This is a genomic window from Micromonospora sp. NPDC048887 (assembly GCF_040649715.1).
Classification (GTDB): domain Bacteria; phylum Actinomycetota; class Actinomycetes; order Mycobacteriales; family Micromonosporaceae; genus Micromonospora.
The window spans coordinates 69,689-95,984 of record NZ_JBEZGA010000003.1 but is presented as its reverse complement, the minus strand read 5'-3'; the positions used below and the strand labels follow the sequence as shown (position 1 = coordinate 95,984).

21 protein-coding genes and 1 pseudogene are annotated in these 26,296 nt (G+C 72.0%); 7 read left to right on the top strand and 15 right to left on the bottom strand.

Annotation, left to right across the window (positions count from 1 at the left end; all coding sequences use genetic code 11):
• Positions 1–9: 9 nt before the first annotated feature.
• From AB0C17_RS06060 to AB0C17_RS06050, 3 genes are all read right to left on the bottom strand, one after another.
• Positions 10–924, bottom strand: coding sequence for a hypothetical protein (locus AB0C17_RS06060; protein ID WP_357476905.1), 915 nt, complete (start codon positions 922–924; stop codon positions 10–12).
• A 10-nt stretch (positions 925–934) separates the two neighbouring features.
• Positions 935–1,267: a hypothetical protein gene (locus AB0C17_RS06055; RefSeq protein WP_349876021.1), complete on the bottom strand. Its 333-nt coding sequence runs from the start codon at positions 1,265–1,267 to the stop codon at positions 935–937.
• A 219-nt stretch (positions 1,268–1,486) separates the two neighbouring features.
• Positions 1,487–2,446: a heme o synthase gene (locus AB0C17_RS06050; RefSeq protein WP_357476902.1), complete on the bottom strand. Its 960-nt coding sequence runs from the start codon at positions 2,444–2,446 to the stop codon at positions 1,487–1,489.
• Between the two features lie 263 nt (positions 2,447–2,709).
• Here AB0C17_RS06050 and tkt point away from each other — a divergent pair, with 263 nt between their 5' ends.
• The 6 genes and pseudogenes from tkt (at position 2,710) to pgl (ending at position 9,839) form a co-directional block, all read left to right on the top strand.
• On the top strand, positions 2,710–4,848 hold the full coding sequence (gene tkt, locus AB0C17_RS06045; protein ID WP_357476899.1) for a transketolase: 2,139 nt from the start codon (positions 2,710–2,712) through the stop codon (positions 4,846–4,848).
• A 16-nt stretch (positions 4,849–4,864) separates the two neighbouring features.
• Positions 4,865–6,043: a transaldolase gene (gene tal, locus AB0C17_RS06040; RefSeq protein WP_357476896.1), complete on the top strand. Its 1,179-nt coding sequence runs from the start codon at positions 4,865–4,867 to the stop codon at positions 6,041–6,043.
• Positions 6,044–6,226: 183 nt separating this feature from the next.
• A pseudogene (locus tag AB0C17_RS06035) lies at positions 6,227–6,421 on the top strand (glucose-6-phosphate isomerase); the annotation flags it as partial.
• 50 nt (positions 6,422–6,471) lie between these two features.
• Positions 6,472–7,986, top strand: a complete 1,515-nt coding sequence (gene zwf, locus AB0C17_RS06030) for a glucose-6-phosphate dehydrogenase (protein ID WP_357476893.1) — start codon at positions 6,472–6,474, stop codon at positions 7,984–7,986.
• The gene (locus tag AB0C17_RS06025) at positions 7,983–8,999 is read left to right on the top strand and encodes a glucose-6-phosphate dehydrogenase assembly protein OpcA (protein ID WP_357474555.1); all 1,017 of its coding nucleotides are present in this window, start codon (positions 7,983–7,985) and stop codon (positions 8,997–8,999) included. Before zwf ends, AB0C17_RS06025 begins: the two co-directional genes overlap by 4 nt.
• Before the next feature lie 69 nt (positions 9,000–9,068).
• Entirely contained in the window at positions 9,069–9,839 is a 771-nt protein-coding gene (pgl, locus tag AB0C17_RS06020) for a 6-phosphogluconolactonase (RefSeq protein ID WP_357381026.1), read from the top strand.
• A 65-nt stretch (positions 9,840–9,904) separates the two neighbouring features.
• Here the strand turns inward: pgl and AB0C17_RS06015 are convergent, their stop codons facing one another.
• The 8 genes from AB0C17_RS06015 to rapZ form a co-directional block, all read right to left on the bottom strand.
• Entirely contained in the window at positions 9,905–10,249 is a 345-nt protein-coding gene (locus AB0C17_RS06015; protein ID WP_018788218.1) for an RNA polymerase-binding protein RbpA, read from the bottom strand.
• 130 nt (positions 10,250–10,379) lie between these two features.
• Positions 10,380–10,640 carry a preprotein translocase subunit SecG gene (gene secG, locus AB0C17_RS06010; protein ID WP_091420428.1) on the bottom strand — a complete coding sequence of 87 codons (261 nt, stop codon included), beginning with the start codon at positions 10,638–10,640 and terminating at the stop codon, positions 10,380–10,382.
• Positions 10,641–10,735: 95 nt separating this feature from the next.
• Positions 10,736–11,527: a triose-phosphate isomerase gene (tpiA, locus tag AB0C17_RS06005; protein ID WP_357381024.1), complete on the bottom strand. Its 792-nt coding sequence runs from the start codon at positions 11,525–11,527 to the stop codon at positions 10,736–10,738.
• Entirely contained in the window at positions 11,528–12,727 is a 1,200-nt protein-coding gene (locus AB0C17_RS06000) for a phosphoglycerate kinase (RefSeq protein ID WP_357476890.1), read from the bottom strand.
• On the bottom strand, positions 12,724–13,728 hold the full coding sequence (gap, locus tag AB0C17_RS05995; protein ID WP_357476887.1) for a type I glyceraldehyde-3-phosphate dehydrogenase: 1,005 nt from the start codon (positions 13,726–13,728) through the stop codon (positions 12,724–12,726). Before gap ends, AB0C17_RS06000 begins: the two co-directional genes overlap by 4 nt.
• 265 nt (positions 13,729–13,993) lie before the next feature.
• Positions 13,994–14,974 carry a DNA-binding protein WhiA gene (gene whiA / locus AB0C17_RS05990; RefSeq protein WP_018788213.1) on the bottom strand — a complete coding sequence of 327 codons (981 nt, stop codon included), beginning with the start codon at positions 14,972–14,974 and terminating at the stop codon, positions 13,994–13,996.
• 54 nt (positions 14,975–15,028) lie between these two features.
• On the bottom strand, positions 15,029–16,033 hold the full coding sequence (yvcK, locus tag AB0C17_RS05985; RefSeq protein ID WP_357381018.1) for a uridine diphosphate-N-acetylglucosamine-binding protein YvcK: 1,005 nt from the start codon (positions 16,031–16,033) through the stop codon (positions 15,029–15,031).
• The gene (gene rapZ / locus AB0C17_RS05980; protein WP_262014426.1) at positions 16,030–16,953 is read right to left on the bottom strand and encodes an RNase adapter RapZ; all 924 of its coding nucleotides are present in this window, start codon (positions 16,951–16,953) and stop codon (positions 16,030–16,032) included. The genes yvcK and rapZ overlap by 4 nt, the downstream gene beginning before the upstream one ends.
• A gap of 172 nt (positions 16,954–17,125) precedes the next feature.
• Between rapZ and recQ the strand changes: the two genes are divergently transcribed.
• Positions 17,126–18,982 (top strand): DNA helicase RecQ, encoded by a 1,857-nt coding sequence (gene recQ / locus AB0C17_RS05975; RefSeq protein ID WP_357381015.1) that lies wholly within the window; start codon positions 17,126–17,128, stop codon positions 18,980–18,982.
• 115 nt (positions 18,983–19,097) lie between these two features.
• Here recQ and AB0C17_RS05970 read toward each other — a convergent pair whose 3' ends face one another.
• The 4 genes from AB0C17_RS05970 to uvrA all read right to left on the bottom strand — a co-directional run bounded on the left by AB0C17_RS05970 (position 19,098) and on the right by uvrA (position 26,105).
• Positions 19,098–19,754 carry a C39 family peptidase gene (locus AB0C17_RS05970; RefSeq protein ID WP_357381013.1) on the bottom strand — a complete coding sequence of 219 codons (657 nt, stop codon included), beginning with the start codon at positions 19,752–19,754 and terminating at the stop codon, positions 19,098–19,100.
• Between the two features lie 792 nt (positions 19,755–20,546).
• The gene (gene uvrC, locus AB0C17_RS05965) at positions 20,547–22,490 is read right to left on the bottom strand and encodes an excinuclease ABC subunit UvrC (RefSeq protein WP_357476884.1); all 1,944 of its coding nucleotides are present in this window, start codon (positions 22,488–22,490) and stop codon (positions 20,547–20,549) included.
• Between the two features lie 83 nt (positions 22,491–22,573).
• Entirely contained in the window at positions 22,574–23,062 is a 489-nt protein-coding gene (locus AB0C17_RS05960; RefSeq protein ID WP_357476881.1) for a Rieske (2Fe-2S) protein, read from the bottom strand.
• A 100-nt stretch (positions 23,063–23,162) separates the two neighbouring features.
• Positions 23,163–26,105, bottom strand: coding sequence for an excinuclease ABC subunit UvrA (uvrA, locus tag AB0C17_RS05955; protein WP_357381007.1), 2,943 nt, complete (start codon positions 26,103–26,105; stop codon positions 23,163–23,165).
• Positions 26,106–26,296 lie beyond the last annotated feature (191 nt).

Below are 26,296 nucleotides of genomic sequence, written 5' to 3'. Positions count from 1 at the left end.
CCGGCGGCCTCAGCGGCGGGCCAGGTGGGTGAGCACCGCGTCGGCGAGGCGGTCCGGGGCGCCGTCGGCGTACCCGACGAACAGGCTCGGCTCGGTCAGCTCCAGCTCGACCAGCACGGGCTCGCCGCCGGGACCGGGGATCAGGTCGACGCGGGCGTAGAGCAGCCGCTCCGGGCCGCCGGGCACCACCGCGAGCACCTTCTCGGCCACCGCGCGCTGCTCCGCCGTGGCGGCGCGGGCGTCGATCCGCTCCTCCTTGTAGAGCGCGGCCTCGCCGAGGTCCGGCCCGGTCAGCATCGGGCCCTTGCGGATCGCGTGGCTGAACGCCAGGCCGCCGGGGCCGGCCAGGAACAGCAGCGCGGTCTCCCCGGCGGTGTCCACCGCGTCGAGGTACGGCTGGACCATGGCGACCCGCCCGGCGTCGGAGAGCCGCCGCACGTGGGCCACCGCCAGCTCGCGGTGCTGCGCGTCGGTCAGGTCGTAGCGGCCGGTGTCCTGGCTGCCCGCGCTGACCGCCGGCTTGATCACGTACTCGCCCCCGGCCGGTGGCGCCCACACCCGGCCCGGCTCGACCCATTCCGTCGGGACGGTGGGCGCTCCGGCGGCGGACAGCTCGGACAGGTAGCGCTTGTCGGTGTTCCAGGCGACCACGTCGGCCGGGTTGACCAGGGCCGGCACGGTACGCGCCCAGGCCACGAACTCGTTCCGCCGCCGCGCGTAGTCCCACGGGGAGCGGAGCACGACGAGGTCGTACCCGGACCAGTCGACTGCCGGGTCGTCCCAGACCGCGATCTCGGTGGTGACGCCGCGGGCGGCGAGCGGGCCGAGCGCGAGCCGGTCGTCCGGGTCGAGGTCGGGCAGCTCGGCGCAGGTGACGAAAGCGACCCGGGGTCTCCCCCGGGTCGACTGGTGGTGGTTGGTCATTCGGTGTATGTCAACGGGCCATCGTGCGCCGGGCCATCGACCGCCACAGGTCGTTGCTCGGACGCATCTGGTCCATCAGTTCACGCTCCCAGGCGTTCTCCACGTCGACCCCGGCCTTGGCGCAGGCCTGCCGCGCGACGTCGGTGCCGTCGGCGAACTGGTCTGCCCATGCCCCGTCGGAACCCACGAGGACGATCCGTGCGCCGCGCTTGCCGACGTACTCGATGACCGCCTTCGCGCCGCCGTGCCCGGCGGCGAACGACTTGATGCCCGCGACCAGGCCGTTGGGGGCCTGCTCGGCGGTCTTGTCAGCCGTCAGCGTCGTATCGGAACCATCTGCCATGACGCGAAGCCTAAGCAGAGTTCCACCCGGATGTGCGAGAACCATGAACTGAATGTGATGCCAATTACCCATCGGTTTAAGAAGAAGCACAGGTAATTTGCCCGCACATGTCGCTTATAGGCGGGCAAAACAGGCAGGCAGGATCGTCACAATCTGTCCAGGTTGCACCCGTCCGAGGATGCCCGAAAAAAATTTCTGATGAACCGCCGGACGGCCGGGTCAGAGGAGCGCGTCGAGCGCGACGGCGGCGAACAGGATGGTCAGGTACGTGGTCGACCAGTGGAACAGCCGCATCGGCTTGACCGCCTCGCCGCGCGTCGCGCGCCGGCACAGCTTGTGCGCCTCGACCAGGAAGATCCCGCCGACCACGAGCGCCGTCACCCCGTAGATCGGGCTCATCCCCAGCGGCCAGACCGCCAGCGAGGAGAGCACCGTGAGCCACGAGAAGCCGATGATCTCGGCGTTGACCCGCCGCACCGAGGCCACCACCGGCAGCATCGGCACCCCGGCGCGGGCGTAGTCGGCCTTGTACTTGATGGCCAGCGCGTAGAAGTGCGGCATCTGCCAGAAGAAGACCACGGCGAACAGGCCCCACGCGGCCGGCGCCAGCGAGCCGGTGACAGCGGCCCAGCCGATCAGCACCGGCGCGGCGCCGCAGATGCCGCCCCAGAACGTGTTGGCCGCCGTCGTGCGCTTCAGCCACAGCGTGTAGACCAGGTCGTAGTAGGCGATCGCGGCCACCGTCAGCACCGTCGCCAGCCAGTTCGTCGCCACCGCCATCAACGCCACCGACACGGCGGCCAGCACCAGGCCGAAGATCAGCGCGCTGCGCGGCGACACGGTGTGCGTGGGCAGCGGGCGGCGCTTGGTGCGCCGCATGAGCTGGTCGATGTCGCGGTCGATGTAGCAGTTGATGACGCTCGCCGCGCCGGCCGCGAGCGACCCGCCGACAAGCACCACGGCGACCAGCCACAGCGACGGCATCCCGCCGTGGGCCAGCATCATCGCCGGCACGGTGGTGACCAGCAGCAGCTCGACGATCCGCGGCTTGGTCAGCGTCACGTACGCCGCCACCACGGCGCGTACGTCCCGCCGGCCGCTCGCCGGCGCCTCCGCCACCGTGCCCACCGGCGGCTGCCCGGCAGGATTGCTGACGGGGCGCTCGGTGATCGTGCTCACGGATTGCCACCTTCCGGCATCGGCGGGGGAGGTCGTTCGGCCCGGACCCTTCGAGGTCCACACACCGCCCCACACACTACGCGGCGTCGTTTTCGCTGCCCCGTGGACCCGGCAACGGTGCGAGCCGTCACACCTGGGGTTGAACGACCGAACGTCCGCGATCCGTACAGAACAGCATGCTGAGATCCCCGGGCGGACGTTTAGCACCGCTCGATAGGGTCATCAGTGAGGGTTCCGCCCATCTGCCGAGGAGCACAACCATCGTGGCTGCCAACCGACCCGAGCTTCCCCCTCTCAACTGGTCCGACCTCGACCGCAGGGCCGTCGACACGGTCCGCGTGCTGGCCATGGACGCCGTGGAGAAATCCGGCAACGGCCACCCGGGGACGGCGATGAGCCTCGCCCCCGCGGCGTACCTGCTCTTCAACCGGGTCATGCGGCACAACCCCGCCGACCCGAACTGGGCCGGACGCGACCGGTTCGTGCTCTCCGCCGGCCACTCCAGCCTGACGCTCTACATCCAGCTCTTCCTGTCCGGCTACCCGCTGTCGCTGGACGACCTCAAGGCGCTGCGCCAGTGGGGCTCGCTCACCCCGGGCCACCCGGAGCACGGCCACACACCGGGTGTGGAGACCACCACCGGCCCGCTCGGTCAGGGCCTCGGCAACGCGGTCGGCATGGCCATGGCGGCCCGCCGCGAGCGCGGCCTGTTCGACCCGGAGCCGGACCGCGCCGACTCGCCGTTCCGGCACGACATCTGGTGCATCGCCTCCGACGGTGACATCGAGGAGGGCATCACCCACGAGGCCAGCGCGCTCGCCGGCCACCAGCAGCTCGGCAACCTCTGCGTTATCTACGACGACAACGAGATCTCGATCGAGGACGACACCCGCATCGCCAAGAGCGAGGACGTGGCGGCCCGCTACGAGGCGTACGGCTGGCACGTGCAGACCGTCGACTGGCGCAGCGGCGACGCCGACCAGGGCGACTACCACGAGGACGTGGAGGCGCTTTACCAGGCGCTGCTGGCCGCCAAGGCGGAGGCCGACCGGCCGTCCTTCATCGCGCTGCGCACCATCATCGGCTGGCCCGCGCCGAACAAGCAGAACACCGGCAAGATCCACGGCTCGGCGCTCGGCGCGGACGAGGTCAAGGCCACCAAGGAGATCCTCGGCTTCGACCCGCAGCGCACCTTCGAGGTCGACGAGGAGGTGCTCAAGCACGCCCGTCAGGTGCTGGAGCGCGGCGCGCAGGCGCAGGCCGAGTGGACCACCCGGTTCGACGCCTGGGCGCAGGCAAACCCGGAGCGCAAGGCGCTGTGGGAGCGGATGGCCACCCGTACGCTGCCGACCGGCTGGACCGACGCGCTGCCCACCTTCCCGGCGGACGCCAAGGGCGTCGCCACCCGGGCCGCCTCCGGCAAGGTCCTGGAGGCCCTGGCGCCGGTGCTGCCGGAGCTGTGGGGCGGCTCGGCCGACCTGGCCGAGAGCAACAACACCACCATGAAGGGCGAGCCGTCGTTCGTCCCGGCGACGCACGCCACCAAGGACTTCCCCGGCGACGAGTACGGCCGCACGCTGCACTTCGGCATCCGTGAGCACGCCATGGGCTCGATCCTCAACGGCATCGCCCTGCACGGCGGCACCCGCCCCTACGGCGGCACGTTCCTGGTGTTCAGCGACTACATGCGCCCGGCGGTACGGCTGGCCGCGCTGATGAAGCTGCCGGTGACCTACGTCTGGACGCACGACTCGATCGGCCTCGGCGAGGACGGCCCGACGCACCAGCCGATCGAGCACCTGACCGCGCTGCGGGCCATTCCCGGCCTGGACGTGGTCCGCCCGGCCGACGCCAACGAGACGGTCTGGGCCTGGCGGCAGGCGCTGGAGCACACCGACCGGCCGACCGCGCTGGCGCTCAGCCGGCAGGCGCTGCCGACGCTCGACCGCACCGAGCTGGCCGGCGCCGAGGGCGTGGCCAAGGGCGGGTACGTGCTGGCCGAGGCGTCGAACGGCAAGCCGCAGGTGATCATCGTCGGCACCGGCTCCGAGGTGCAGCTCTGCCTCACCGCGCGGGAGCGGCTGGAGGCCGACGGCACCCCCACCCGGGTCGTCTCCATGCCCTGCCAGGAGTGGTTCTTCGCCCAGGACGAGGCGTACCGGGAGTCGGTGCTGCCGCGCGGGGTAAAGGCACGGGTGAGCGTGGAGGCGGGCATCGCGATGTCGTGGCGGGCGATCGTCGGCGACAGCGGCGAGAGCGTGAGCATCGAGCACTACGGCGCCAGCGCGCCGCACACCGTGCTCTTCGAGCAGTTCGGGTTCACCCCCGACCGGATCGTGGCCGCCGCGCACGCGGCGCTGACCCGGGTGGGCGACATCACCGGTTTCACGACCGGCAACTGAGGGGAGCGTGGGCGTCATGACCGACAGGCTGAAGGAGCTCCAGGGCGCCGGGGTGGCGATCTGGCTCGACGATCTCTCCCGGGTACGGCTGACCTCCGGCGGGCTGGACAAGCTGCGCCGGGAGTCCCACGTGGCCGGGGTGACCACCAACCCGACGATCTTCGCCAAGGCGCTGAGCGACGCCGACGAGTACGACTGGCAGCTTCGCGACCTCGCCGTACGCGGCGTGGACGTCGAGGAGGCGGTCCGCATGCTCACCACGTACGACGTGCGGTGGGCGTGCGACGTGATGCGCCCGTCGTACGAGGCCAGCGGCGGCGTGGACGGGCGGGTGTCGATCGAGGTGGACCCGCGCTCGGCGCACGACGCGGCGAAGACCGTCGCCGAGGCCAAGGCGCTGTGGTGGCTTGTCGACCGGCCGAACCTGTTCATCAAGATCCCGGCCACCGAGGAGGGCCTGCCGGCGATCACCGCGACGCTCGCCGAGGGGATCAGCGTCAACGTCACGCTGATCTTCGGCCTGGACCGCTACTCGCAGGTGATGGAGGCCTTCCTGGCCGGCCTGGAGCAGGCGAAGGCCAACGGGCACGACCTGTCGAAGATCGGCTCGGTCGCCTCGTTCTTCGTCTCCCGGGTCGACACCGAGGTGGACAAGCGGCTGGAGAAGATCGGCTCGGACCAGGCCAAGGCGCTGCGCGGCAAGGCCGCGGTGGCCAACGCCCGGCTGGCGTACGAGCGCTACGGCGAGGTGTTCTCCTCGGCGCGCTGGCAGAAGCTGGCCGACGCGGGCGCCCACCCGCAGCGCCCGCTGTGGGCCTCCACCTCGACGAAGAACCCGGACTACCGGGACGTCATCTACGTCGAGGAGCTGATCGCGCCCGGCACCGTCAACACCATGCCGGAACCGGTCGTCCACGCGTACGCCGAGCACGGCGAGACGAAGGCGGACACCGTCACCGTCGCGTACGACGACGCCCGCCGGGTCTTCGACGACCTGCTGGCGGTGGGCGTGGACCTGTCCGACGTGATCGCCACGCTGGAGCGCGAGGGCGTGGAGAAGTTCGAGGCGAGCTGGGTGGAGCTGCTGGAGGGGGTCAAGAAGTCCCTCGCCGAGGCGGCCAAGGGCTCGGGTAGCCCGCACCGGGCCGCCGGGAAGAACGCGCAGGCGGCCCAGCAGGCCGGCGGCAACGCGTGACCGACGGCGTCCGACGCGTCCCGGGGCCGGGCCCCGGGACGCGTCGCGCCGTACCGTGGAACGGGTGAGGTGGTTGCCGGTGAGCGAGCCCGAGGTGACGCCGTGACCCCGGCCGCCGGACGGCCGGTCACCGCCGGCCGCGGACCGCGCCGGCCGGCACACACCGACCCGCACGGCCGGCGCCTCCAGATCACCGGTGCGGTCACCGATGATCTGGGCGGGCCCGGCCGTCCGTACACCTTCGCGCAGCTCCAGGCGGCCCGGGCCGCCGGCGACCGGCGGGCCCTGGCCGGCCGGGAGCGCCAGGTGCTGCACCTGACCGAGCGGGCGGCGGGTGCCGCCCCGCTCCTTCACACGGCCGGACGGACACGCACGTGACGATCAATGACCTGGAATCAGCGGACCGAGACGCAGGAGGAGGTGGCCCGGTGAACCCGCTGCGCGATCCGCAGGACCGGCGGCTGCCCCGGATCCCCGAGCCGTGTGCCCTGGTGATCTTCGGGGTGACCGGCGACCTGGCCCGCAAGAAACTGCTGCCGGCGGTCTACGACCTGGCCAACCGGGGGCTCCTGCCGCCCGGCTTCGTGGTCCTGGGCTTCGCCCGCCGGGACTGGGGCGACGGCGACTTCGAGTCGGTGGCGCACGAGGCGGCCAAGAAGCACGCCCGTACCCCGTGGCGGGAGGAGGTGTGGGCCCGGCTGGCCGGCAACATCAAGTTCGTCGGCGGCTCGTTCGACGACGACGCGGCGTTCGACCATCTCGCCGCCACGCTCGACGAGCTGCGCGACTCGCACGGCATCCCCGGTAACGCCGCCTTCTACTTCTCCATCCCCCCGGCGGCCTTCCCGGTGGTGCTCAAGCAGCTCGCCCGCACCGGCATGGCGGACAACGCCAAGTCCGGCGGCTGGCGACGGGTGGTGGTGGAGAAGCCGTTCGGCAACGACCTGCCCTCGGCCAAGGCGCTCAACGACCTCGTCGACGACGTCTTCACCAGCCAGGACGTGTTCCGGATCGACCACTACCTGGGCAAGGAGACGGTCCAGAACATCCTGGCGCTGCGCTTCGCGAACAACCTGTTCGAGCCGCTGTGGAACTCCAAGTACGTCGACTCGGTGCAGATCACCATGGCCGAGGACGTCGGCATCGGCACCCGCGCGGCCTTCTACGACTCCGTCGGCACCGCCCGCGACGTGCTCCAGAACCACCTGCTCCAGCTGCTCGCCCTGGTCGCCATGGAGGAGCCGACGAGCTTCGACGCCGACGAGATCCGGGCCGAGAAGCTCAAGGTGCTGAAGGCGATCACCGTGCCGCGGGACGTCGCCGAGGACACCGTGCGCGGCCAGTACCTGCCCGGCTGGGTGGGTGGCGAGCGCGCCAAGGGCTACCTGGAGGAGGAGGGCGTCCCGGAGGGCTCCACCACCGAGACGTACGTGGCGGTGAAGCTGGGCATCCAGAACCGCCGCTGGGCCGGGGTGCCGTTCTACATCCGGGCCGGCAAGCGGCTGCCCCGGCGGGTCACCGAGGTGGCCATCATGTTCAAGAAGGCGCCGCACCTGCCGTTCAACGCCGCCGACATGGAGTCCCTCGGCCCCAACCAGCTGGTCATCCGGGTGCAGCCGGACGAGGGCGTGGTGCTGAAGTTCGGCTCCAAGGTGCCGGGCACCACGATGGAGGTCCGCGACATCGCGATGGACTTCCAGTACGGCGAGGCGTTCACCGAGTCCAGCCCCGAGGCGTACGAGCGGCTGGTGCTGGACGTGCTGATCGGCGACCGGACGCTGTTCCCGGACGCCGCCGAGGTGGAGCAGAGCTGGCAGGTCGTCGACCCGCTGGAGCACGCCTGGGCGGGCACCACACCCGAGCCGTACCGGGCCGGCGAGTGGGGGCCGCGCGCCGCCGACGAGATGCTGGCCCGCGAGGGCCGGGCTTGGAGAAGAGCATGATCGGGCTGTGGGACACCACCGGCAACGAGGTGGTCAAGGCGCTGGCCGCGGAACGGCGCAGCGCGGGCGGGGTGGCCAGCGGCATGGCGCTCACGCTGATCGTGGTGGTGGACGAGAAGCGGGTACGCGAGGCCGAGGCGGCGGCCACCATCGCCGCGGCGGCGCATCCGTGCCGCCTGCTCGTGGTGGTGCGCTCCGACGTGGAGCGGGACCGCAACCGGCTGGACGCGGAGATCGTCGTGGGTGGCCGGCTCGGGCCGTGCGAGGCGGTGGTGACCCGGATGTACGGGCGGCTCGCGCTGCACGCCGAGTCGGTGGTGATGCCACTGCTGGTGCCGGACGTACCGGTGGTGACGTGGTGGCACGGCGAACCGCCGGCGGAGATCTCCACCGACTTCCTCGGCGTTGTCGCGGACCGGCGGATCACCGACGCGGCGCAGGCGGCCGACCCGATCGCCGCGCTGCGGCAGCGGGCGCACGACTACGCTCCCGGCGACACCGACCTGGCGTGGACCCGAATCACCCCGTGGCGCACGCTCGTGGCGGGCGCGTTCGACACCACCCAGGCCCGGGTCACCGAGGCGAGCGTGGTGGCGCCCCCGTCGGACCCGACGGCGGCGCTGATGCGCGGCTGGCTCAAGGCCCGGCTCGGCATCGACCCGGTCATGACCGCCACCGAGGAGTTCCCGCGGATGCGCCAGGTGCAGTTGCGCTGCGCCAACGGCGACGAGCTGACGCTGACCCGGGACGACAGCATCGCGGTGTTCCGGCGTACCGGCCAGGAGGACCGCACGCTGCCGCTGGTCCGCCGGCCGCTCGGCGACGAATTGGCCGAGGAGCTGCGCCGTCTGGACGCCGACCAGGTGTACGCGGAGGCGCTCGGCGCCGCGGCCGGAATCACCGGGCTCGACCAGCGTCCGGCCCAGCGGGTGCACGTGTGGAAGGATCCGGCGACCGCCCGGCGGGCCGAGGCCGGCGTGACCGCGCACGCGGGCGCGACAGCTAACGAGTGACCGCCCGGACCGGGCGGTCGAAGGCACAGGAGACCGCCGGTGGGCGGTCGGAACACGAGGGCACGACGGATGACTGAGGCGAGTGTCGCCGTACACGCCGGCCCCGACCTGCTCGCGCAGGCGGTGGCGGCCCGGTTGGTGGTGAAGCTGCTCGACGCGCAGGCCGAGCGCGGCCAGGCGTCGGTGGTGCTGACCGGCGGGCGGATCGCCGCGGCGGTGTACCGGGCGGTCGGGCAGCTGCCCGCCCGGGACGCGGTCGACTGGTCCCGGGTCGACGTGTGGTGGGGCGACGAGCGGTTCCTGCCGGCCGGCGACCCGGAGCGCAACGAGACGCAGGCGCGGGCGGCGCTGCTGGACTCGGTGCCGCTGGACCCGGCCCGGGTGCACCCGATGCCGGCGTCGGACGGCCCGGCCGGCGACGACCCGGAGGCGGCAGCGGCCGGGTACGCGCGGGAACTCGCGACGGCGGCCCGGCCCGGGAACGCGCTCGTGCCGCACTTCGACGTGCTGATGCTCGGCGTCGGCGAGGACGGGCACGTGGCGTCGGTGTTCCCCGAGCACCCGGTGCACCACGACAACCGGCCGGTCAGCGCGGTGCGGGGCAGCCCGAAGCCGCCGCCGGTGCGGACCACGCTGACCCTGCCGACGATCAACACGGCCGAGGAGGTGTGGCTGATCGCCGCCGGGGCGGACAAGGCCCGCGCGGTCGGCATGGCGCTGGCCGGGGCGGGGCCGGTGCAGCTGCCGGCCGCCGGGGTGCGGGGCGTCTCCCGTACCCTCTGGCTGCTCGACCGGGCCGCGGCGGCCAACGTGCCGCCCCGCCTGCGCAGTCTCCGCTGAGGTGTAAGGAAGGGCCCCTTCTTAACGTCTCCGGTAGAGAAGGGGCCCCTTCTTAACACCTCGGGTCAGGCCCGGCCGCGGCGACGCCGCAGCGCGTCGAGCGCCTCGGCGAGCAGTGCCTCACCCTCCTCCGGCGTCCGCCGCTCCTGCACGTACGCCAGATGGGTCTTGTACGGCTCGGCGCGCTGGCGGCCCGGCGGGTCGCCCGGGTCGGGGCCGGCGGGCTCGCCGCAGCGCGGGCACTCCCAGGTGGCGGGCGTCTCCGCCTCGGCGGCGATCAGGAACTCGACCCGGTGCCCGTGGCGGCACCAGTAGACGACCGGGCGGCGCGGCGCGGGCTCGACCCGCTGGTCGAACCGCTCGGGGGCGGACCCGATGCGGGTGCCGCGGATGACGTTGTTGCTGGGCACTGTTGCTCGCTCCCTGTCGTCGGAGGGGACCGCCGCCGGAGGGGGTGGGCGACGGGCGACGCGCGGAGAAACAAAACTGCGCGCGGTCCGTGACGGACCGCGCGCAGATTGTACGCTTCTCAGCGCCGACTCAGGTGCCGCTGGCCATCTGCAGCCGCAGCCAGAGGCCGAGCCCGACGATGCACGCGAACCAGACGATTCCCACCAGAACGGTGTAGCGGTCGAGGTTCTTCTCGGCCACCGACGACCCGGCCAGGCTGGAGCTGACCCCGCCGCCGAACATGCTCGACAACCCGCCGCCCTTACCACGGTGCAGGAGGATGAGCAGGGTGAGCAGGACGCTCGTGATGACCAGCAGCGTGATCATCGTGTAGGCGAACCAGATCGGCATGGCGGGGGTCAGTCCTCTCGTTGCGATCACTGCCCGGACCTGTCGGGCACTGCGGCACCGGCCGGTGGACGGGCAGCGTCAAGGATAGCGAGCGATCAGCGGGCCGTGTGCTCCGGGAACCGGCAGATCTGCGCGAACTCCTCGGCGTCCAGGCTCGCGCCCCCGACCAGGGCCCCGTCCACGTCCGGCTGAGCCATGATCGCGGCGACGTTCGACGCCTTGACCGACCCGCCGTACAGGACCCGGACCTGCTCGGCGGTGCCCGCGTCGTAGGTCTCGGCGATGCGCTTGCGCACCGCGCCGCAGACCTCCTGGGCGTCCTCCGGCGTCGCCGTCTTGCCGGTGCCGATCGCCCAGACCGGCTCGTACGCCACGACGACCTTGGTGACCTGCTCGGCGGTGAGCCCCTTGAGCGCGCCGTCGAGCTGGTCGCAGCAGTGCCGCACCTGACCCGACTGCTCCCGGACCTCCAGGCCCTCGCCGATGCAGAGGATCGGGGTGAGCCCGTTGGCCAGCGCCGCCGACACCTTCGCGTTGACGAGCGCGTCGTCCTCGTGGTGGTACTGCCGCCGCTCGGAGTGGCCGACCACCACGTAGCCGCAACCCAGCTTGGCGAGCATCGGCCCGGCGATGTCACCGGTGTACGCGCCGGACGGGTGCGGCGACAGGTCCTGCGCGCCGTAGCCGATCAGCAGCTTGTCGCCGTCCACAGCGGTCTGCACGGTACGCAGATCGGTGAAGGGCGGCAGCACCACGCACTCGACGTCGGTGAGCTGCTTCTCGTTCAGGCTCGCGGCCAGCTTCTGCACCAGCAGGTTGGCCTCGAGGTGGTTCAGGTTCATCTTCCAGTTGCCGGCCATCAGCGGCCGGCGGGTCGTGCTCGCCATTCAGTTCTCCAGAGCCGCGATGCCGGGGAGGGTCTTGCCCTCCAGGTATTCCAGGGAGGCGCCGCCGCCGGTGGAGATGTGCCCGAACGAGGACTCGTCCAGGCCCAGCGCGCGCACCGCCGCGGCCGAGTCGCCGCCGCCGACGACGCTGAACGCGTCGGCCTTGGTGATCGCCTCGGCCACGCCCCGGGTGCCGCTGGCGAACGCCGCCATCTCGAACACGCCCATCGGGCCGTTCCAGAAGATGGTCTTCGCCTGCGACAGCGCGGCGGCGAAACCGGCCACCGTCTCCGGGCCGATGTCCAGGCCCAGCCGGTGGCTGGGGATGCCGTCGGCCGGCACGGTGTCGTGCGCGGCGTCCGGCGCGAACGCGTCGGCGACCACCACGTCGACCGGGAGCATGATCTTGCCCGGCGCGCGCTCCATCAGGTTGCCGCAGGTCTCGACCATGTCCTTCTCCAGCAGCGACGTGCCCACCTCGTGGCCCTGGGCCTTGAGGAAGGTGAAGCACATGCCGCCGCCGATGAGCAGCCGGTCCACTGTCGGCAGCAGCGCCTCGATCACTGCGAGCTTGTCGGAGACCTTCGAGCCCCCCAGCACCACCACGTACGGCCGCTCCGGGGAGCCGGTGAGGCGGCTGAGCACCTCGACCTCGCGCAGCACCAGCCGGCCGGCGAAGTGCGGCAGCCGGGCCGGCACGTCGTGCACGCTGGCGTGCTTGCGGTGCACCGCGCCGAACGCGTCGTCGACGTAGGCGTCGCCGAACGCGGCGAGCTGGTCGGCGAACGCGCCCCGCTCCGCCTCGTCCTTGCTGGTCTCGCCCTTGTTGAAGCGCAGGTTCTCCAGCAGCGCCACCTGACCGTCGGCCAGGTCGGCCACGGTGGACCGCGCCGAGTCGCCGACGGTGTCCTCGGCGAAGTGCACCGGGGCGCCGAGCAGCTCACCGAGCCGCCCGGCGACCGGGCGGAGGCTGAACTGCGGGTCCGGGGCGCCCTTCGGGCGGCCCAGGTGCGAGCAGACGACCACCTTCGCGCCGGCCCGCACCAGCGCGCTCAGCGTCGGCAGGACGGCCCGGATCCGCCCGTCGTCGGTGATCTCCCCGGTCTGCTTGTCGAGCGGGACGTTCAGGTCGGCGCGCACCAGCACGCGCCGACCCGACACCCCCTCGGCGAGCAGGTCGTCGAGGTTGCGGATGCTCACAGCGAGCTACCCACCAGCTTGACCAGGTCCACCAGGCGGTTCGAGTAGCCCCACTCGTTGTCGTACCAGCCGACGACCTTGACCTGGTTGCCGATCACCTTGGTCAGCGGCGCGTCGAAGATGCACGACGCCGGGTCGGTCACGATGTCGGCGGAGACGATCGGGTCCTCGTTGTAGCTGAGGATGCCCCGCAGCGGGCCCTCGGCGGCGGCCTTGAGCGCGGCGTTGACCTCGTCCACAGTGGTCTCCCGGCCGACAGTGACGGTCAGGTCGGTGGCCGAGCCGGTCGGGATCGGCACGCGCAGCGCGTAGCCGTCCAGCTTGCCCTTCAGCTCCGGCAGGACCAGGCCGATGGCCTTCGCGGCGCCGGTCGAGGTCGGCACGATGTTCAGCGCGGCGGCCCGGGCCCGGCGCAGGTCCTTGTGCGGCGCGTCCTGCAGGTTCTGGTCCTGCGTGTACGCGTGGATGGTGGTCATCAGACCCTGCTGGATGCCGAACGTGTCCTGCAGGACCTTCGCCATCGGGGCGAGGCAGTTGGTGGTGCAGGAGGCGTTCGAGATGATGTTGTGCTTGGCCGGGTCGTACTGGTCCTGGTTGACGCCCATGACCACGGTGACGTCCTCGTTCTTCGCCGGAGCGGAGATGATGACCTTCTTGGCCCCGCCGTCGAGGTGCGCCTTCGCCTTGGTGGCGTCGGTGAAGAAGCCGGTGGACTCGATGACCACGTCGGCGCCGACCTCGCCCCACGGCAGCTTGGCCGGGTCCTTCTCGGCGTACGCCTTGATGGTCTTGCCGCCCACGGTGATCTCGTCGGCGGTGGCCTTCACCTCGTGCGGGAGGCGGCCCAGGATGCTGTCGTACTTGACAAGGTGGGCGAGCGTCGCGTTGTCGGTCAGGTCGTTGACCGCCACGACCTCGATGTCAGCGCCGGACGCCAGCACTGCCCGGAAGAAGTTGCGGCCGATCCGGCCGAAGCCGTTGATGCCAACCCGGATGGTCACAGGTCCCATCTCCTCGCGTTCTGGTCCGCCGGCGCCAGACCGCTGCCGGCGGAGGTGTGTGCGCCGACCGTTGGAGCCGGCCGTCGACATGTCATCTCGGCCACCCCGCCGCGGTCACGGAGACCTGACCGCCCGAGGCGGTGAGCACGGCGAGGGATGCCTGTGCGCGGCCCCCTTGCCGTACTCAGCGACCATATCCGAGCGTGCGACGTCGCGCTGCGGCGGGTGGTGATCCCGCTCGCGGTGCGCCGCCGCCCGAGTCCTATCAGACCACGAGCATGTCCGGCGTGACTGCCGCTTCGGTATCCGGGATGCCCAGGTCACGGGCCCGCTTGTCGGCCAGCGCGAGCAGCCTGCGGATCCGGCCGGCGATGGCGTCCTTCGTCAGCGGCGGCTCGGCGAGCGCGCCCAGTTCCTCCAGCGACGCCTGGCGGTGCTCCAGCCGCAGCCGGCCGGCCGAGGTCAGGTGGTTCGGCGCGTCGTCCGCGAGGATCTCCAGCGCGCGGGTCACCCGGGCGGCGGCGGCCACCGCGGCACGCGCGGAACGGCGCAGGTTGGCGTCGTCGAAGTTGGCCAGCCGGTTCGCGGTGGCGCGCACCTCCCGGCGTACCCTCCGCTCCTCCCAGGCCAGCACGCTGGAGTGCGCCCCTATGCGGGTGAGCAGCGCGGCGATCGCGTCGCCGTCCTTGACCACCACCCGGTCCACGCCGCGCACCTCGCGGTTCTTCGCGGTGATGCCGATGCGGCGGGCCGCGCCGACGAGCGCCAGCGCCGACTCCGGACCGGGACAGGTGATCTCCAGCGCGCTGGAGCGGCCCGGCTCGGTGAGCGAGCCGTGCGCCATGAACGCCCCCCGCCAGGCCGAGACGGCACAGCAGACGTTCGCGGCCACCACGTGCGGCGGCAGGCCGCGCACCGGACGGCCGCGCACGTCGAGCAGACCGGTCTGCCGGGCGAGCGCCTCGCCGTCCTTGACCACCCGCACGATGAAGTGGCTGCCCTTGCGCAGCCCGCCGGAGGCGAGCACGTGGATCTCACTCGGGTAGCCGTAGACCTCGGCGATCTCCCGCCGCAGCCGGCGGGCCACCGCGCCGGTGTCCAGCTCCGCCTCGACCACGACGCGACCCGACACGATGTGCAGGCCACCCGCGAAACGCAGCAGGGCGGCCATCTCCGCCCGCCGACAGCAGGGCTTGGGCACGTCGACCCGACTCAGCTCGTCCTTGACCGCAGCCGTCATCGCCATAGTGCGCCCCCTCACGGACCGGTTCCGGCGTGTCGCCGGTGATTACGTACGTGTCTAACGATCGGCGCGCAGGACAGGCACCAGCGCGGCGCCCAACGCGGCTGGATCATGACGGGGCGTGCCGTCGAGGACGGCGACGGGAGCGAGGACCAGCCGGGCACCAAGCGATTCTGCCGCACGTTCGACCGCCGCGGGATCACCCACCGCCGTGGAGTCGGCGAGCACCCGGTCCACCTTCAGCTCGGGCAGATAGCGCCGAAGCGTGTCCAGATGGTCGGGAAGGGAGAGCCCCGAGGTCTCGTTCTCGGCCACCAGGTTGAGCGTCACCAGCCGCCGCGCCGGGCTGGACACGATCGCGTCGGCCAGCCCCGGCACCAGCAGGTGCGGCAGCACGCTCGTGTACCAGCTCCCCGGGCCGAAGATCAGCCAGTCCGCGGCGCGTACCGCGGTCACCGCCTCGGCGCACGCGGCCGGCGCGGACGGGCTGAGCCGCAGCGACTCGACGGTGCCCGGGGTGACCGCGACCTGGTGCTGGCCGCGCACCGTGGACACCTCGTCCGGGTGCTCCGGGTCGGCGCCGCGGACCCGGGCCTCGATGCCCACCGGCTGGCGGGACATCGGCAGCACCCGCCCCACCGCGCCGAGCATCGCCCCGGCGTGGTCGAGCGCGGCCACCGGGTCGCCGAGCAGCTCGGTGAGCCCGTGCAGCAGCAGGTTGCCGACCGCGTGGCCGGCCAGCGAGTCGCCGACCGTCACCGGTACCGGCGCGGCGAGCGTCGGCGCCGGCGGCACGGCGGCGGCGAAGCGGTGCTGGAACAACGCCGCGCTGCGCCGGGTGGCCGGGTGGTCGCCGGCCAGCGCGACCAGCGCCTGACGCAGGTCGCCCGGCGGCAGGCCGCCGCGCTCGGCGCGCAACCGGCCGCTGGAGCCGCCGTCGTCGCCGACGGTGACCACCGCGGTGATGTCCAGGTCAAGCTCGGGTACGCAGTGCCGCAGCGCCCGCAGCGACGCCGAGAGCCCGTGCCCGCCGCCGAAGGCGACCACCCTGGTCGGGATCACTCCCGCCCCAGGTCCCGGTGCTGGGCGTTGGCGGCGATACCGGAGTGGCGCAGGCGGGAGGCCAGCTCCTCGGCGATGGCCACGCTGCGGTGCTTGCCGCCGGTGCAGCCGACAGCCACGGTCAGGTAGCGCTTGCCCTCCCGCTCGAACCCGGCGGTGGTGGCGTTCACCAGGTCGGCGTACCCGGCCACGAACGCGTCGGCGCCCTCCTGGCCCAGCACGTACGCGCTGACCGCCTCCTCCCGGCCGGTGTGCTCGCGCAGCTCCGGCACCCAGTACGGATTCGGCAGGAACCGCGCGTCCATCACGAAGTCGGCGTCCGGCGGCAGGCCGTACTTGAAGCCGAACGAGATCACCGTGATCCGCAGCCGGCGGGCGTCCTCACCGCCGAACAGCTCCTCCACCCGGCGGCGCAGCTGGTTCACGTTCAGGTGGCTGGTGTCGATGATCACGTCGGCCTGCTCGCGGGCCTCCTCCAGCAGCGTCCGCTCGACAGCGATGCCGTCGGCGAGCCGCCCGTCGCCCTGCAACGGGTGCGAGCGGCGCACGCTCTCGAACCGGCGGATCAGCACCTCGTCGTCGGCGTCGACGAAGACCACCCGGGGCTGGAAGCCGCGCTCCCGCAGCTCCCGGATCGCCCCGGCCAGGTCGGTGGAGAACGCGCGCGAGCGCACGTCCAGCACCATCGCCGTACGCCGGGCCGCGCCGCCGGCCTTGAACGCCAGCTCGGCCATGTCGAGAAGCAGTGCCTGCGGCAGGTTGTCGACCACGTAGTAGCCGACGTTCTCCAGTGCCCGGGCCACGGTGCTGCGCCCGCCGCCGGACAGGCCGGTCACCACCACCAGTGAGGTGTCCGACTCGGCCGGCGCCGTCTCCCCCTCGGTCCGTCCCAGGTCACCCGCTGTACGCGCCTCGCTCACCCGCTACCCCCAGCCGTGGCGCCGCGGCCGGTCGGCCGCGCATGGTCAATCAGCGACTCTAACGGCTGCGACCCGGCCCGGGATTCCACGGGGTGACGACCGGAACATGTCGGCGGCCCCAGCACGGCTCGCCGGGACGGGCGGTGTCGGGGGACGCTCGTAGACTGCGCGGATGGTCTCCCCCACCGACGAGCGGACCACCTCCGCACCGGCCGGCGACGCGCTCGACGTGTTGCGGCGGGTCTTCGGGTACGACGCGTTTCGCGGCTTCCAGCAGGAGGTCGTCGACCACGTGGTGGCCGGCGGCGACGCGCTGGTGCTCATGCCCACCGGTGGCGGCAAGTCGCTGTGCTACCAGATCCCCGCGCTGGTCCGCGACGGCGTGGCGGTGGTCGTCTCGCCGCTGATCGCGCTCATGCAGGACCAGGTCGACGCGCTGACAGCGGTCGGCGTCCGGGCCGGGTTCCTCAACTCGACCCAGGATCCCGCGCAGCGGCGCCGGGTCGAGGCGGCCTACCTCGCCGGTGAGCTGGACCTGCTCTACCTCGCCCCGGAAGGGCTCGCCGTGCGGTCCACGCTCGGCCTGCTGGAACGCGGCCGGATCGCGCTGTTCGCGATCGACGAGGCGCACTGCGTCTCGCAGTGGGGGCACGACTTCCGCCCCGACTACCTCAACCTGTCGATGCTGCACGAGCGCTGGCCGGACGTACCGCGCATCGCGCTGACCGCCACCGCGACCCGGGCGACGCGCACCGAGATCGCCACCCGGCTGCGGCTCACCGAGGCGCGGCACTTCGTGGCCAGCTTCGACCGGCCCAACATCCAGTACCGCATCGTGCCCAAGCGGGAACCGCGCCGCCAACTGCTGAGCCTGCTGCGCGACGAGCACCCGGGCGACGCCGGCATCGTCTACTGCCTGTCCCGGGCCTCGGTGGACAAGACCGCCGAGTTCCTGGTCGCCAACGGCATCCCCGCGCTGCCCTACCACGCCGGGCTGGACGCCGCGACCCGCGCCGCCAACCAGCAGCGGTTCCTGCGCGAGGACGGCCTGGTCATGGTCGCCACCATCGCGTTCGGCATGGGCATCGACAAGCCCGACGTACGCTTCGTCGCCCACCTGGACCTGCCGAAGTCGGTCGAGGGCTACTACCAGGAGACCGGCCGCGCCGGGCGCGACGGGCTGCCGTCCACGGCCTGGCTGGCGTACGGGCTCCAGGACGTGGTGCAGCAGCGCAAGATGATCGAGACGTCCGAGGGCGACCTCGCGCACCGGCGCAACCTGGCCGCCCACCTGGACGCGATGCTGGCGCTCTGCGAGACGGTCCGCTGCCGCCGCGCCCAGCTGCTCGAATACTTCGGCGAGGCCGGGGTGGCCGACTGCGGCAACTGCGACACCTGCCTCGAACCGCCGGAGTCCTGGGACGGCACCGTCGCCGCGCAGAAGCTGCTGTCCACCGTCTACCGGCTCGACCGCGAGCGCAACCAGCGCTTCGGCGCCGGGCACAGCATCGACATCCTGCTCGGCAAGCACACCGACAAGATCGACCAGTACGGCCACGACGCGCTGAGCACCTTCGGCATCGGCACCGAGCTGCGCGAGGCCGAGTGGCGTGGCGTGGTGCGGCAACTGCTCGCCGAAGGGCTGCTCGCCGTCGAGGGCGACTACGGCACGTTGGCGCTGACCGAGGCCAGCGCGGACGTGCTCGGCCGCCGCCGTACCGTCACGCTGCGCAAGGAGCCCGAGCGTCAGGCGGCCGGCCGGTCCGCCAAGCCCCGGGGCGCGGCCACCGTTGTCGCCGACCTCTCCCCCGCCGCCGCGCCCGTCTTCGAGCGGCTCCGCGCCTGGCGCGCGGCCACCGCCAAGGAGCAGGGCGTCCCGGCGTACGTCATCTTCCACGACGCGACCCTGCGGCAGATCGCCGCCGAGCCGCCGGCCTCGCTTGCCGAGCTGTCCAGGGTCAACGGCGTCGGGGAGAACAAGCTCGCCAAGTATGGCGAGTCGATCCTGGCCGTGCTCGCCGAGTCCTGACACGCACGCGCGGAAGGGCCCGGCCCCGTGGTGGGGTCGGGCCCTTCCGGCGTGCTGTGGCCTCGCTGTTGGCTGCAAGTGTTCTTGCTCTGCGGCCATGGGTGCGGCGGATTGGTCAGCTGGTGCTGTAGCCGCGGGTGGCGATCCAGTCGGCGAGGTTGTCGATGCTCATGCGGTAGGTGGCGGTGTTCGGGTCGGCGCTGTCGGCGATGGTGACGGTCTTACCGTCGTCGCGGTAGCCGATGACGCTGATGTAGTGGCCGCCCTCGAAGGAGTGGGTGGTGCCGTCGGTGTCGGTGGCGGTGCCGGCGATGTTGGCGACCACGGCCCGGCCGGCGTCGACGGTCTTGACCACGTCGGCGCGCAGGGTGTCGGTCTGCTTGTCGTCGGCCTTGGGGGTGCTGATCTCGACGGACTTGTAGGCGTCCTTGGCGCCGGTCTCCTTGTTCAGCACCGGGGTGATGTCGTTGATGGAGTCGGTGCCGGACTCGGTGGTGCCCATCTCCTTGGCCATGGCGTGCACGTCGATGTTCTTGCCCTGCACGCTCAGCGCGTTACGCGCGGCGGCGGGGCCGCAGAAGTAGAAGTTGGGCTGGGCTTCGTAGCGCACGTCCAGCTCCCGCTCGCCGTGCTTGCGGTCGGTGGTGACGACCTGGGCGGCGCGCTCGGCCGGGGTGGCCTGGGCGGCGATGGCGGGGCCGGCGATGCCACCGGCGGTGGCGGCGATACCGGCAGCGGTCAGAGCGGTCTTGCGCAGCAGAGTGGTAGCCATGATGGTTGCCTCCCTGAAGTGGGGGATGACGCGGCAAACGGGGGGTGCCGCGAAAAGGGGGGAAAGTCTTCGGGGTGCCCGTCGAAGGGCTGGCACGCGGGCGGCCATGGGGGCCTGCTCTGCGCGGCTCGGGGATGTAACGACGACCGGCCCGGTGTCATTCCCGGCGGTGGTGACTCCGTCCGGGGCTGACGACCCGAGGGCGTTGCCTGCTGTCCGCGGCTCGGGGATGTAACGACCGGCGGGCCGGGGCCATTCCCTGACCTGGCGATCCGCTCGACGCCCCGGTGGGCGTGTGCGCGGCGCTCGACCCGGTGCCTCGGCGGCCAGTCATGTACAACGCCCCGCGCCCGCCACCGATTCCACCCTCACGATGGCACCGACCACAGCCCGTCAGGGCCACCGCAGCCGAACCGGACACCACTTCCCAGACCACCCGCCCGGACGCGGACGGACCCGCGAAACACCGGCCTCGGAACAGCGGCCACCATGATCCACCCCGCCCGCCCGCGGGGCGCTCCGACCGCGATCCTGCACGTCGTGCCCGGCCAGCCCGCGATCTTGCACTTTGGTGCCCGGCAAACCTCGCGAATCCGGCATCCCCGGGGCACTAACTGCAAGATCGCGTGGGGCGTGGGGCGGGTGCGGGTGCGGAGCGGGGGGCGGCGGTACTCGCGTCCGAGGAGTGAGCTTCCGTCTCACCACCCATCGGGGCACGGGCACCCACGGGTTCCTGACGGGGCTGACGGTGACGTGCCGGTAAGCCGGGCGGCGGACGAACCCAGGAAGAGGTCAGGAGCGGGGGGCGGCGTCCGCTGTCGAGCCGTCCAGCGCGGCCAGGATCGCCTCGGCCGTACGCCTGCCCACCCCGGGCACCTCGCTGATCTCCTCCACCGTGGCGGCGGACAGCCGCTTCAGTGAGCCGAAGTGCCGCAGCAGCGCCTTGCGGCGTATCTCGCCGAGGCCGGGGACGTTGTCCAGCGCGGATTCGGTCATCCGCTTGGAGCGCCGCTGCCTGTGGAACGTGATGGCGAAGCGGTGCGCCTCGTCGCGTACGCGTTGCAGCAGGTAGAGCGCCTCGGAGGTGCGCGGCAGGATCACCGGGAACTCGTCGTCGGGCAGCCACACCTCCTCCAGCCGCTTGGCCAGCCCGCACAGCGCCACGTCGTCGATGCCCAGCTCGGCGAGCGCCTTCGCGGCGGCGGCGACCTGGGGCGGGCCGCCGTCGACCACGACGAGCTGCGGCGGGTACGCGAACTTGCGCGGCCGCCCGGTGGTCGGGTCGATGCCGGGGCGGTCGGGGTCGGAGGCGGTCTCCTCGCCCAGCTCACCGGTCTCGGCGCGGGCGTCGAGGTAGCGGGCGAAGCGCCGCCGCAGCACCTCGGACATGGCCGACAGGTCGTCGGTCGCGCCGCGCACGATGAACCGCCGGTATTCGCTCTTGCGGGGCAGCCCGTCCTCGAACACGACCATGCTGGCGACCACGTCGGTGCCCTGGATCTGGGAGACGTCGAAGCACTCGATGCGCAGCGGCGAGGTGTCCATGCCGAGCGCGTCGGCGATCTCGTCGAGCGCCTGGCTGCGGGTGGTCAGGTCACCGGCCCGCTTGAGCTTGTGCCGGGCCAGCGCGTCCTTGGCGTTGCGCTCGACGGTCTCCAGCAGTGACCGCTTGTCGCCGCGCTGCGGCACGCGCAGCGACACCCGGCTGCCCCGCCGGGCGGTGAGCCAGTCGGCGAGCGCGTCGGCGTCGCCGGGCAGCTCGGGGACGAGCAGCTCGCGGGGCACGTCGGCCTCGCCCTGCTCGCCGCCGTACACCTGGGTGCAGAAGTGGTGCACGAGGTCGCCGGTGGTCAGTTCCTCGGTCTTCTCCACCACCCAGCCGCGCTGGCCCCGCACCCGGCCGCCGCGGACGTGGAAGACCTGCACGGCGGCTTCGAGCGGGTCGTCGGCGAAGGCGACCACGTCGGCGTCGGTGCCGTCGCCGAGCACCACAGTCTGCTTCTCCATCGCCCGCCGCAGCGCCGCGACGTCGTCGCGCAGCCGGGCGGCCCGCTCGAACTCCAGTTGCTCGCTGGCGTCGAGCATCTCCTTCTCCAGCCGGCGGACCATGGTGTCGGTGCGGCCGGCCATGAAGTCGCAGAAGCCGTCGACGATCTCCCGGTGCTGCTGCGCGGTGACGCTGCCGACGCACGGCGCCGAGCACTTGCCGATGTAGCCGAGCAGGCAGGGCCGGCCGACCTGCCCGGCCCGCTTGAACACCCCGGACGAGCAGGTCCGCGCCGGGAAGACCCGCAGCAGCAGGTCGAGCGTCTCGCGGATCGCCCATGCGTGCGAGTAGGGCCCGAAGTAGCGCACGCCCTTGCGCTTGACCCCGCGCATCACCTGCAACCGCGGGTATTCCTCGTCGAGCGTGACAGCGAGATAGGGGTACGACTTGTCGTCGCGGTAGCGGACGTTGAACCGGGGGTCGTACTGCTTGATCCAGGTGTATTCCTGCTGGAGCGCCTCGACCTCGGTGGCGACGGTGATCCAGTCGACCGACTCGGCGGTGAAGACCATCTGCCGGGTGCGCTGGTGCAGGCCGACCGGGTCGGCGAAGTAGGAGTTGAGCCGGCTGCGCAGGTTGCGCGCCTTGCCGACGTAGATCACCCGGCCGGTGCCGTCGCGGAAGCGGTAGACCCCTGGCGACTCCGGGATGGTGCCGGGCGCGGGACGGTAGGTCGAGGGGTCAGCCACGGCGCCAAGCCTAGTCCGCACCCCTGACACCCGGCCGCCGCCGCGCCCCCGCCGGCCACCTGGCGACGGGGGCGCCGACGCGGTCAGGCCAGGCGGATCTGGTCGCCGTCGACCTTGATCTCCTTGGCCGCGAGCGGCTTGGTGGCCGGGCCGCCCTTCACCGAGCCGTCGGTGATGGAGAACCGGCTGTTGTGGCAGGTGCAGTTGATCGTGCCGCCGTCGACGTTCGACACCGGGCAGCGCTGGTGCGTGCAGATCGGGTCGAACGCCTTGAACTGGCCGGCCTCGGGCTGGGTGATCACCACGCCCTGGCTGGCGAAGACGGCGCCGCCACCAACCGGGATGTCCGAGGTGCGGGCCACGGAGTTGCTGCCGGCCCGGTCGCCGCCGCCGGCATCCCCGGTGGCGGTGGCACCGGGCGGGCCGCCGCTGGTCGGGGCGAGCCCGGGTGACGCGTCGTCGTCGCTGCCGCAACCCGCGAGCACCACTGCCGCCCCCACCGCGCCGGCTCCGGCGAGCAGGGTACGGCGGCTCTGGGTGACCGGTCGGGTCAGCGCCTGATCATCACTCATCTCCGGCCTTTCTCTCGACTTACTGCGGAACACGCACAAGCTTGCGGCACGGTTCATATTGACGCGTCAACGAACCGGGCGTCGCGGTGGAGGACGCCGGTCAGCGCGCACCGGCGGGCACCTTGCGGGCCCGCTGCTTGGCGCTGCCGTTGGCCTTCGCCGCCCGGGTGGTGGCGGCCTTGGCGCCCTTGGCCTTGCCGTCGAGCTTGAGGATCGGCCGCAGGAACTCCCCGGTGTGGCTCTCCGGCACCTCGGCGACCTCCTCCGGCGTGCCGGTGGCGAGCACGGTGCCGCCCCGGTGGCCACCCTCGGGGCCCATGTCGATGAGCCAGTCGGCTGTCTTGATCACGTCGAGGTTGTGCTCGATGGTGATGACCGTGTTGCCCTTGTCGACAAGGCCCTCCAGCACCATCAGCAGCTTGCGGATGTCCTCGAAGTGCAGGCCGGTGGTGGGCTCGTCGAGCACGTAGACGGTGCGGCCGGTGGAGCGCTTCTGGAGTTCGGAGGCGAGCTTGACGCGCTGCGCCTCACCGCCGGACAGCGTCGGCGCGGGCTGGCCGAGCCGGACGTAGCCGAGGCCGACGTCGACGAGCGTCCTGAGGTGCCGGTGGATGGCCGGGATGGCGGAGAAGAACTCGGCCGCCTCCTCGATCGGCATGTCCAGCACCTCGGCGACCGTCTTGCCCTTGTAGTGCACCTCAAGGGTCTCGCGGTTGTAGCGCGCGCCCTTGCACACCTCGCAGGGGACGTAGACGTCCGGCAGGAAGTTCATCTCGATCTTGATGGTGCCGTCGCCGGAGCACGCCTCGCAGCGCCCGCCCTTGACGTTGAACGAGAACCGGCCCGGGCCGTACCCCCGGACCTTGGCCTCGGTGGTCTCGGCGAAGAGCTTGCGGACGTGGTCCCAGACCCCGGTGTAGGTCGCGGGGTTGGAGCGCGGGGTCCGCCCGATCGGCGACTGGTCCACGCCGACGACCTTGTCCACGTGCTCCAGGCCGGTGACCCGGGTGTGCCGGCCGGGCACCAGCCGGGCGCCGTTGATCTGGTTGGCCAGCACGGCGTAGAGGATGTCGTTCACCAGCGTCGACTTGCCCGAGCCGCTGACCCCGGTGACCGCGATGAGCTGGCCGAGCGGGAAGCTCACGGTGAGGTTGCGCAGGTTGTGCTCGCGTGCGCCGTGCACGACCAGCTCCCGGCCGGGCGTCTGGGGCCGGCGGGTGGCGGGCGTCGGGATGACCTTGCGGCCGGCCAGGTACGCCCCGGTGACCGACTCGGTGTTGTCGAGCAGCGCCGGCACCGACCCGCTGTGCACGATCTTGCCGCCGTGCTCGCCCGCGCCCGGGCCGATGTCGACGATCCAGTCGGCGACGCGGATGGTGTCCTCGTCGTGCTCGACCACGATCAGCGTGTTGCCCAGGCCGCGCAGCCGCAGCAGCGTCTCGATGAGCCGGTGGTTGTCCCGCTGGTGCAGGCCGATCGACGGCTCGTCGAGCACGTAGAGCACGCCGACCAGGCCGGAGCCGATCTGGGTGGCCAGCCGGATGCGCTGGGCCTCGCCGCCGGAGAGCGTGCCGGCCGGGCGGTCCAGCGAGAGGTAGTCCAGGCCGACGTCGAGCAGGAACTTCAGCCGGGCGTTGATCTCCTTGAGCACCCGCTCGGCGATCATCTTCTGCCGGTCGGTCAGCTCGATGCCGGCGAGCAGGTCGGCCGCCTCGCCGACGGACAGGTTGCAGACCTCGGCGATGCTCTTGCCGGCCAGGGTGACCGCGAGCACCTCGGGCTTGAGCCGGGTGCCGCCGCAGGCCGCGCAGGGCACGTCCCGCATGTAGCCCTCGTACTTGTCCCGGGACCACTCCGACTCGGTGTCGGTGTGCCGGCGCTCGATCCACTGCACCACGCCCTCGAAGCCGGTGTAGTAGGAGCGCTCGCGGCCGTACTTGTTGCGGTAGCGCACGTGCACCTGGTCGTCGGAGCCGTGCAGGATCGTCTTCTGCGCCCGCGACGGCAGCGCCCGCCACGGCGTGTCGATGTCGAAGTGCTCGGCCTCGCCGAGCGCCTCCAGCAGCCGCAGGAAGTATTCGAGGTTGTGCCCGGTGGCCCAGGGCTGGATCGCGCCCTCGCGCAGCGTGCGCTCCGGGTCGGGGATGACCAGCTCCGGGTCCACCTCCTTCTTCGTGCCCAGGCCGGTGCACTCGGGACAGGCGCCGTACGGGGCGTTGAAGGAGAAGACCCGGGGTTCCAGGTCCTCGATCGCGAGCGGGTGGTCGTTCGGGCAGGCCAGGTGCTCGGAGTAGCGGCGCTCCCGGGCCGGGTCGTCCTCGGGCAGGTCGACGAAGTCGAGCAGCACCAGGCCGCCGGACAGGCCGAGCGCGGCCTCGACCGAGTCGGTAAGCCGCTGCTTGGCGCTCGGCTTGACGCTGAGCCGGTCGATCACCACCTCGATGGTGTGCTTCTCCTGCTTCTTGAGCTTCGGCGGCTCGGTCAGCGGGTGCACCACGCCGTCGACCCGGGCACGGGCGTAGCCCTTGGCCTGGAGTTCGGCGAACAGGTCGACGTACTCGCCCTTGCGGCCGCGCACCACGGGCGCGAGCACCATGAACCGGGTGCCCTCGGCCATGGCCAGGACCCGGTCGACGATCTGCTGCGGGCTCTGCTTGGAGATCCGCTCGCCGCAGATCGGGCAGTGCGGCTCGCCGATGCGGGCGAAGAGCAGGCGGAGGTAGTCGTAGACCTCGGTGATGGTGCCGACGGTGGAGCGCGGGTTGCGCGAGGTGGACTTCTGGTCGATGGAGACGGCGGGGCTGAGGCCCTCGATGAAGTCGACGTCGGGCTTGTCCATCTGGCCGAGGAACTGCCGGGCGTACGACGACAGCGACTCGACGTAGCGGCGCTGCCCCTCGGCGAAGATGGTGTCGAACGCCAGGCTCGACTTGCCCGAACCGGAGAGCCCGGTGAAGACGATCAGGGCGTCCCGGGGCAGGTCGAGACTGACGTCACGCAGGTTGTGCTCGCGCGCGCCACGGATGATCAGTCGGTCGGCCACGGTGCGTGTGCTCCCGGAAGAAGAATATGAGGCGGATCTGTGCACCAGACGCCGGGTCTGGATGGTTTTCACAGGTTGTCGGGGGCGCAGAGAAAACGCCCCGGCAACTCTAGCCCCGACGTATGACAACTTCCGTCGTGCGAACATTCCCCCAGCTCAGGACGGTCGGGTGCGAACCACGCAGCCCCACC

What these genes read in the sequence shown, in the direction of transcription:
- secG (WP_091420428.1), bottom strand. Translation starts at nt 10,640, where the DNA reads ATGCCGATCTGGTTCGCCTACACGATGATCACGCTGCTGGTCATCACG.
- recQ (WP_357381015.1), top strand. Translation starts at nt 17,126, where the DNA reads ATGGTCTCCCCCACCGACGAGCGGACCACCTCCGCACCGGCCGGCGAC.
- whiA (WP_018788213.1), bottom strand. Translation starts at nt 14,974, where the DNA reads ATGGCGATGACGGCTGCGGTCAAGGACGAGCTGAGTCGGGTCGACGTG.
- tal (WP_357476896.1), top strand. Translation starts at nt 4,865, where the DNA reads ATGACCGACAGGCTGAAGGAGCTCCAGGGCGCCGGGGTGGCGATCTGG.
- AB0C17_RS06060 (WP_357476905.1), bottom strand. Translation starts at nt 924, where the DNA reads ATGACCAACCACCACCAGTCGACCCGGGGGAGACCCCGGGTCGCTTTC.
- tpiA (WP_357381024.1), bottom strand. Translation starts at nt 11,527, where the DNA reads ATGGCGAGCACGACCCGCCGGCCGCTGATGGCCGGCAACTGGAAGATG.
- AB0C17_RS05960 (WP_357476881.1), bottom strand. Translation starts at nt 23,062, where the DNA reads ATGAGTGATGATCAGGCGCTGACCCGACCGGTCACCCAGAGCCGCCGT.
- AB0C17_RS06025 (WP_357474555.1), top strand. Translation starts at nt 7,983, where the DNA reads ATGATCGGGCTGTGGGACACCACCGGCAACGAGGTGGTCAAGGCGCTG.
- AB0C17_RS06055 (WP_349876021.1), bottom strand. Translation starts at nt 1,267, where the DNA reads ATGGCAGATGGTTCCGATACGACGCTGACGGCTGACAAGACCGCCGAG.
- pgl (WP_357381026.1), top strand. Translation starts at nt 9,069, where the DNA reads ATGACTGAGGCGAGTGTCGCCGTACACGCCGGCCCCGACCTGCTCGCG.
- AB0C17_RS05970 (WP_357381013.1), bottom strand. Translation starts at nt 19,754, where the DNA reads ATGGCTACCACTCTGCTGCGCAAGACCGCTCTGACCGCTGCCGGTATC.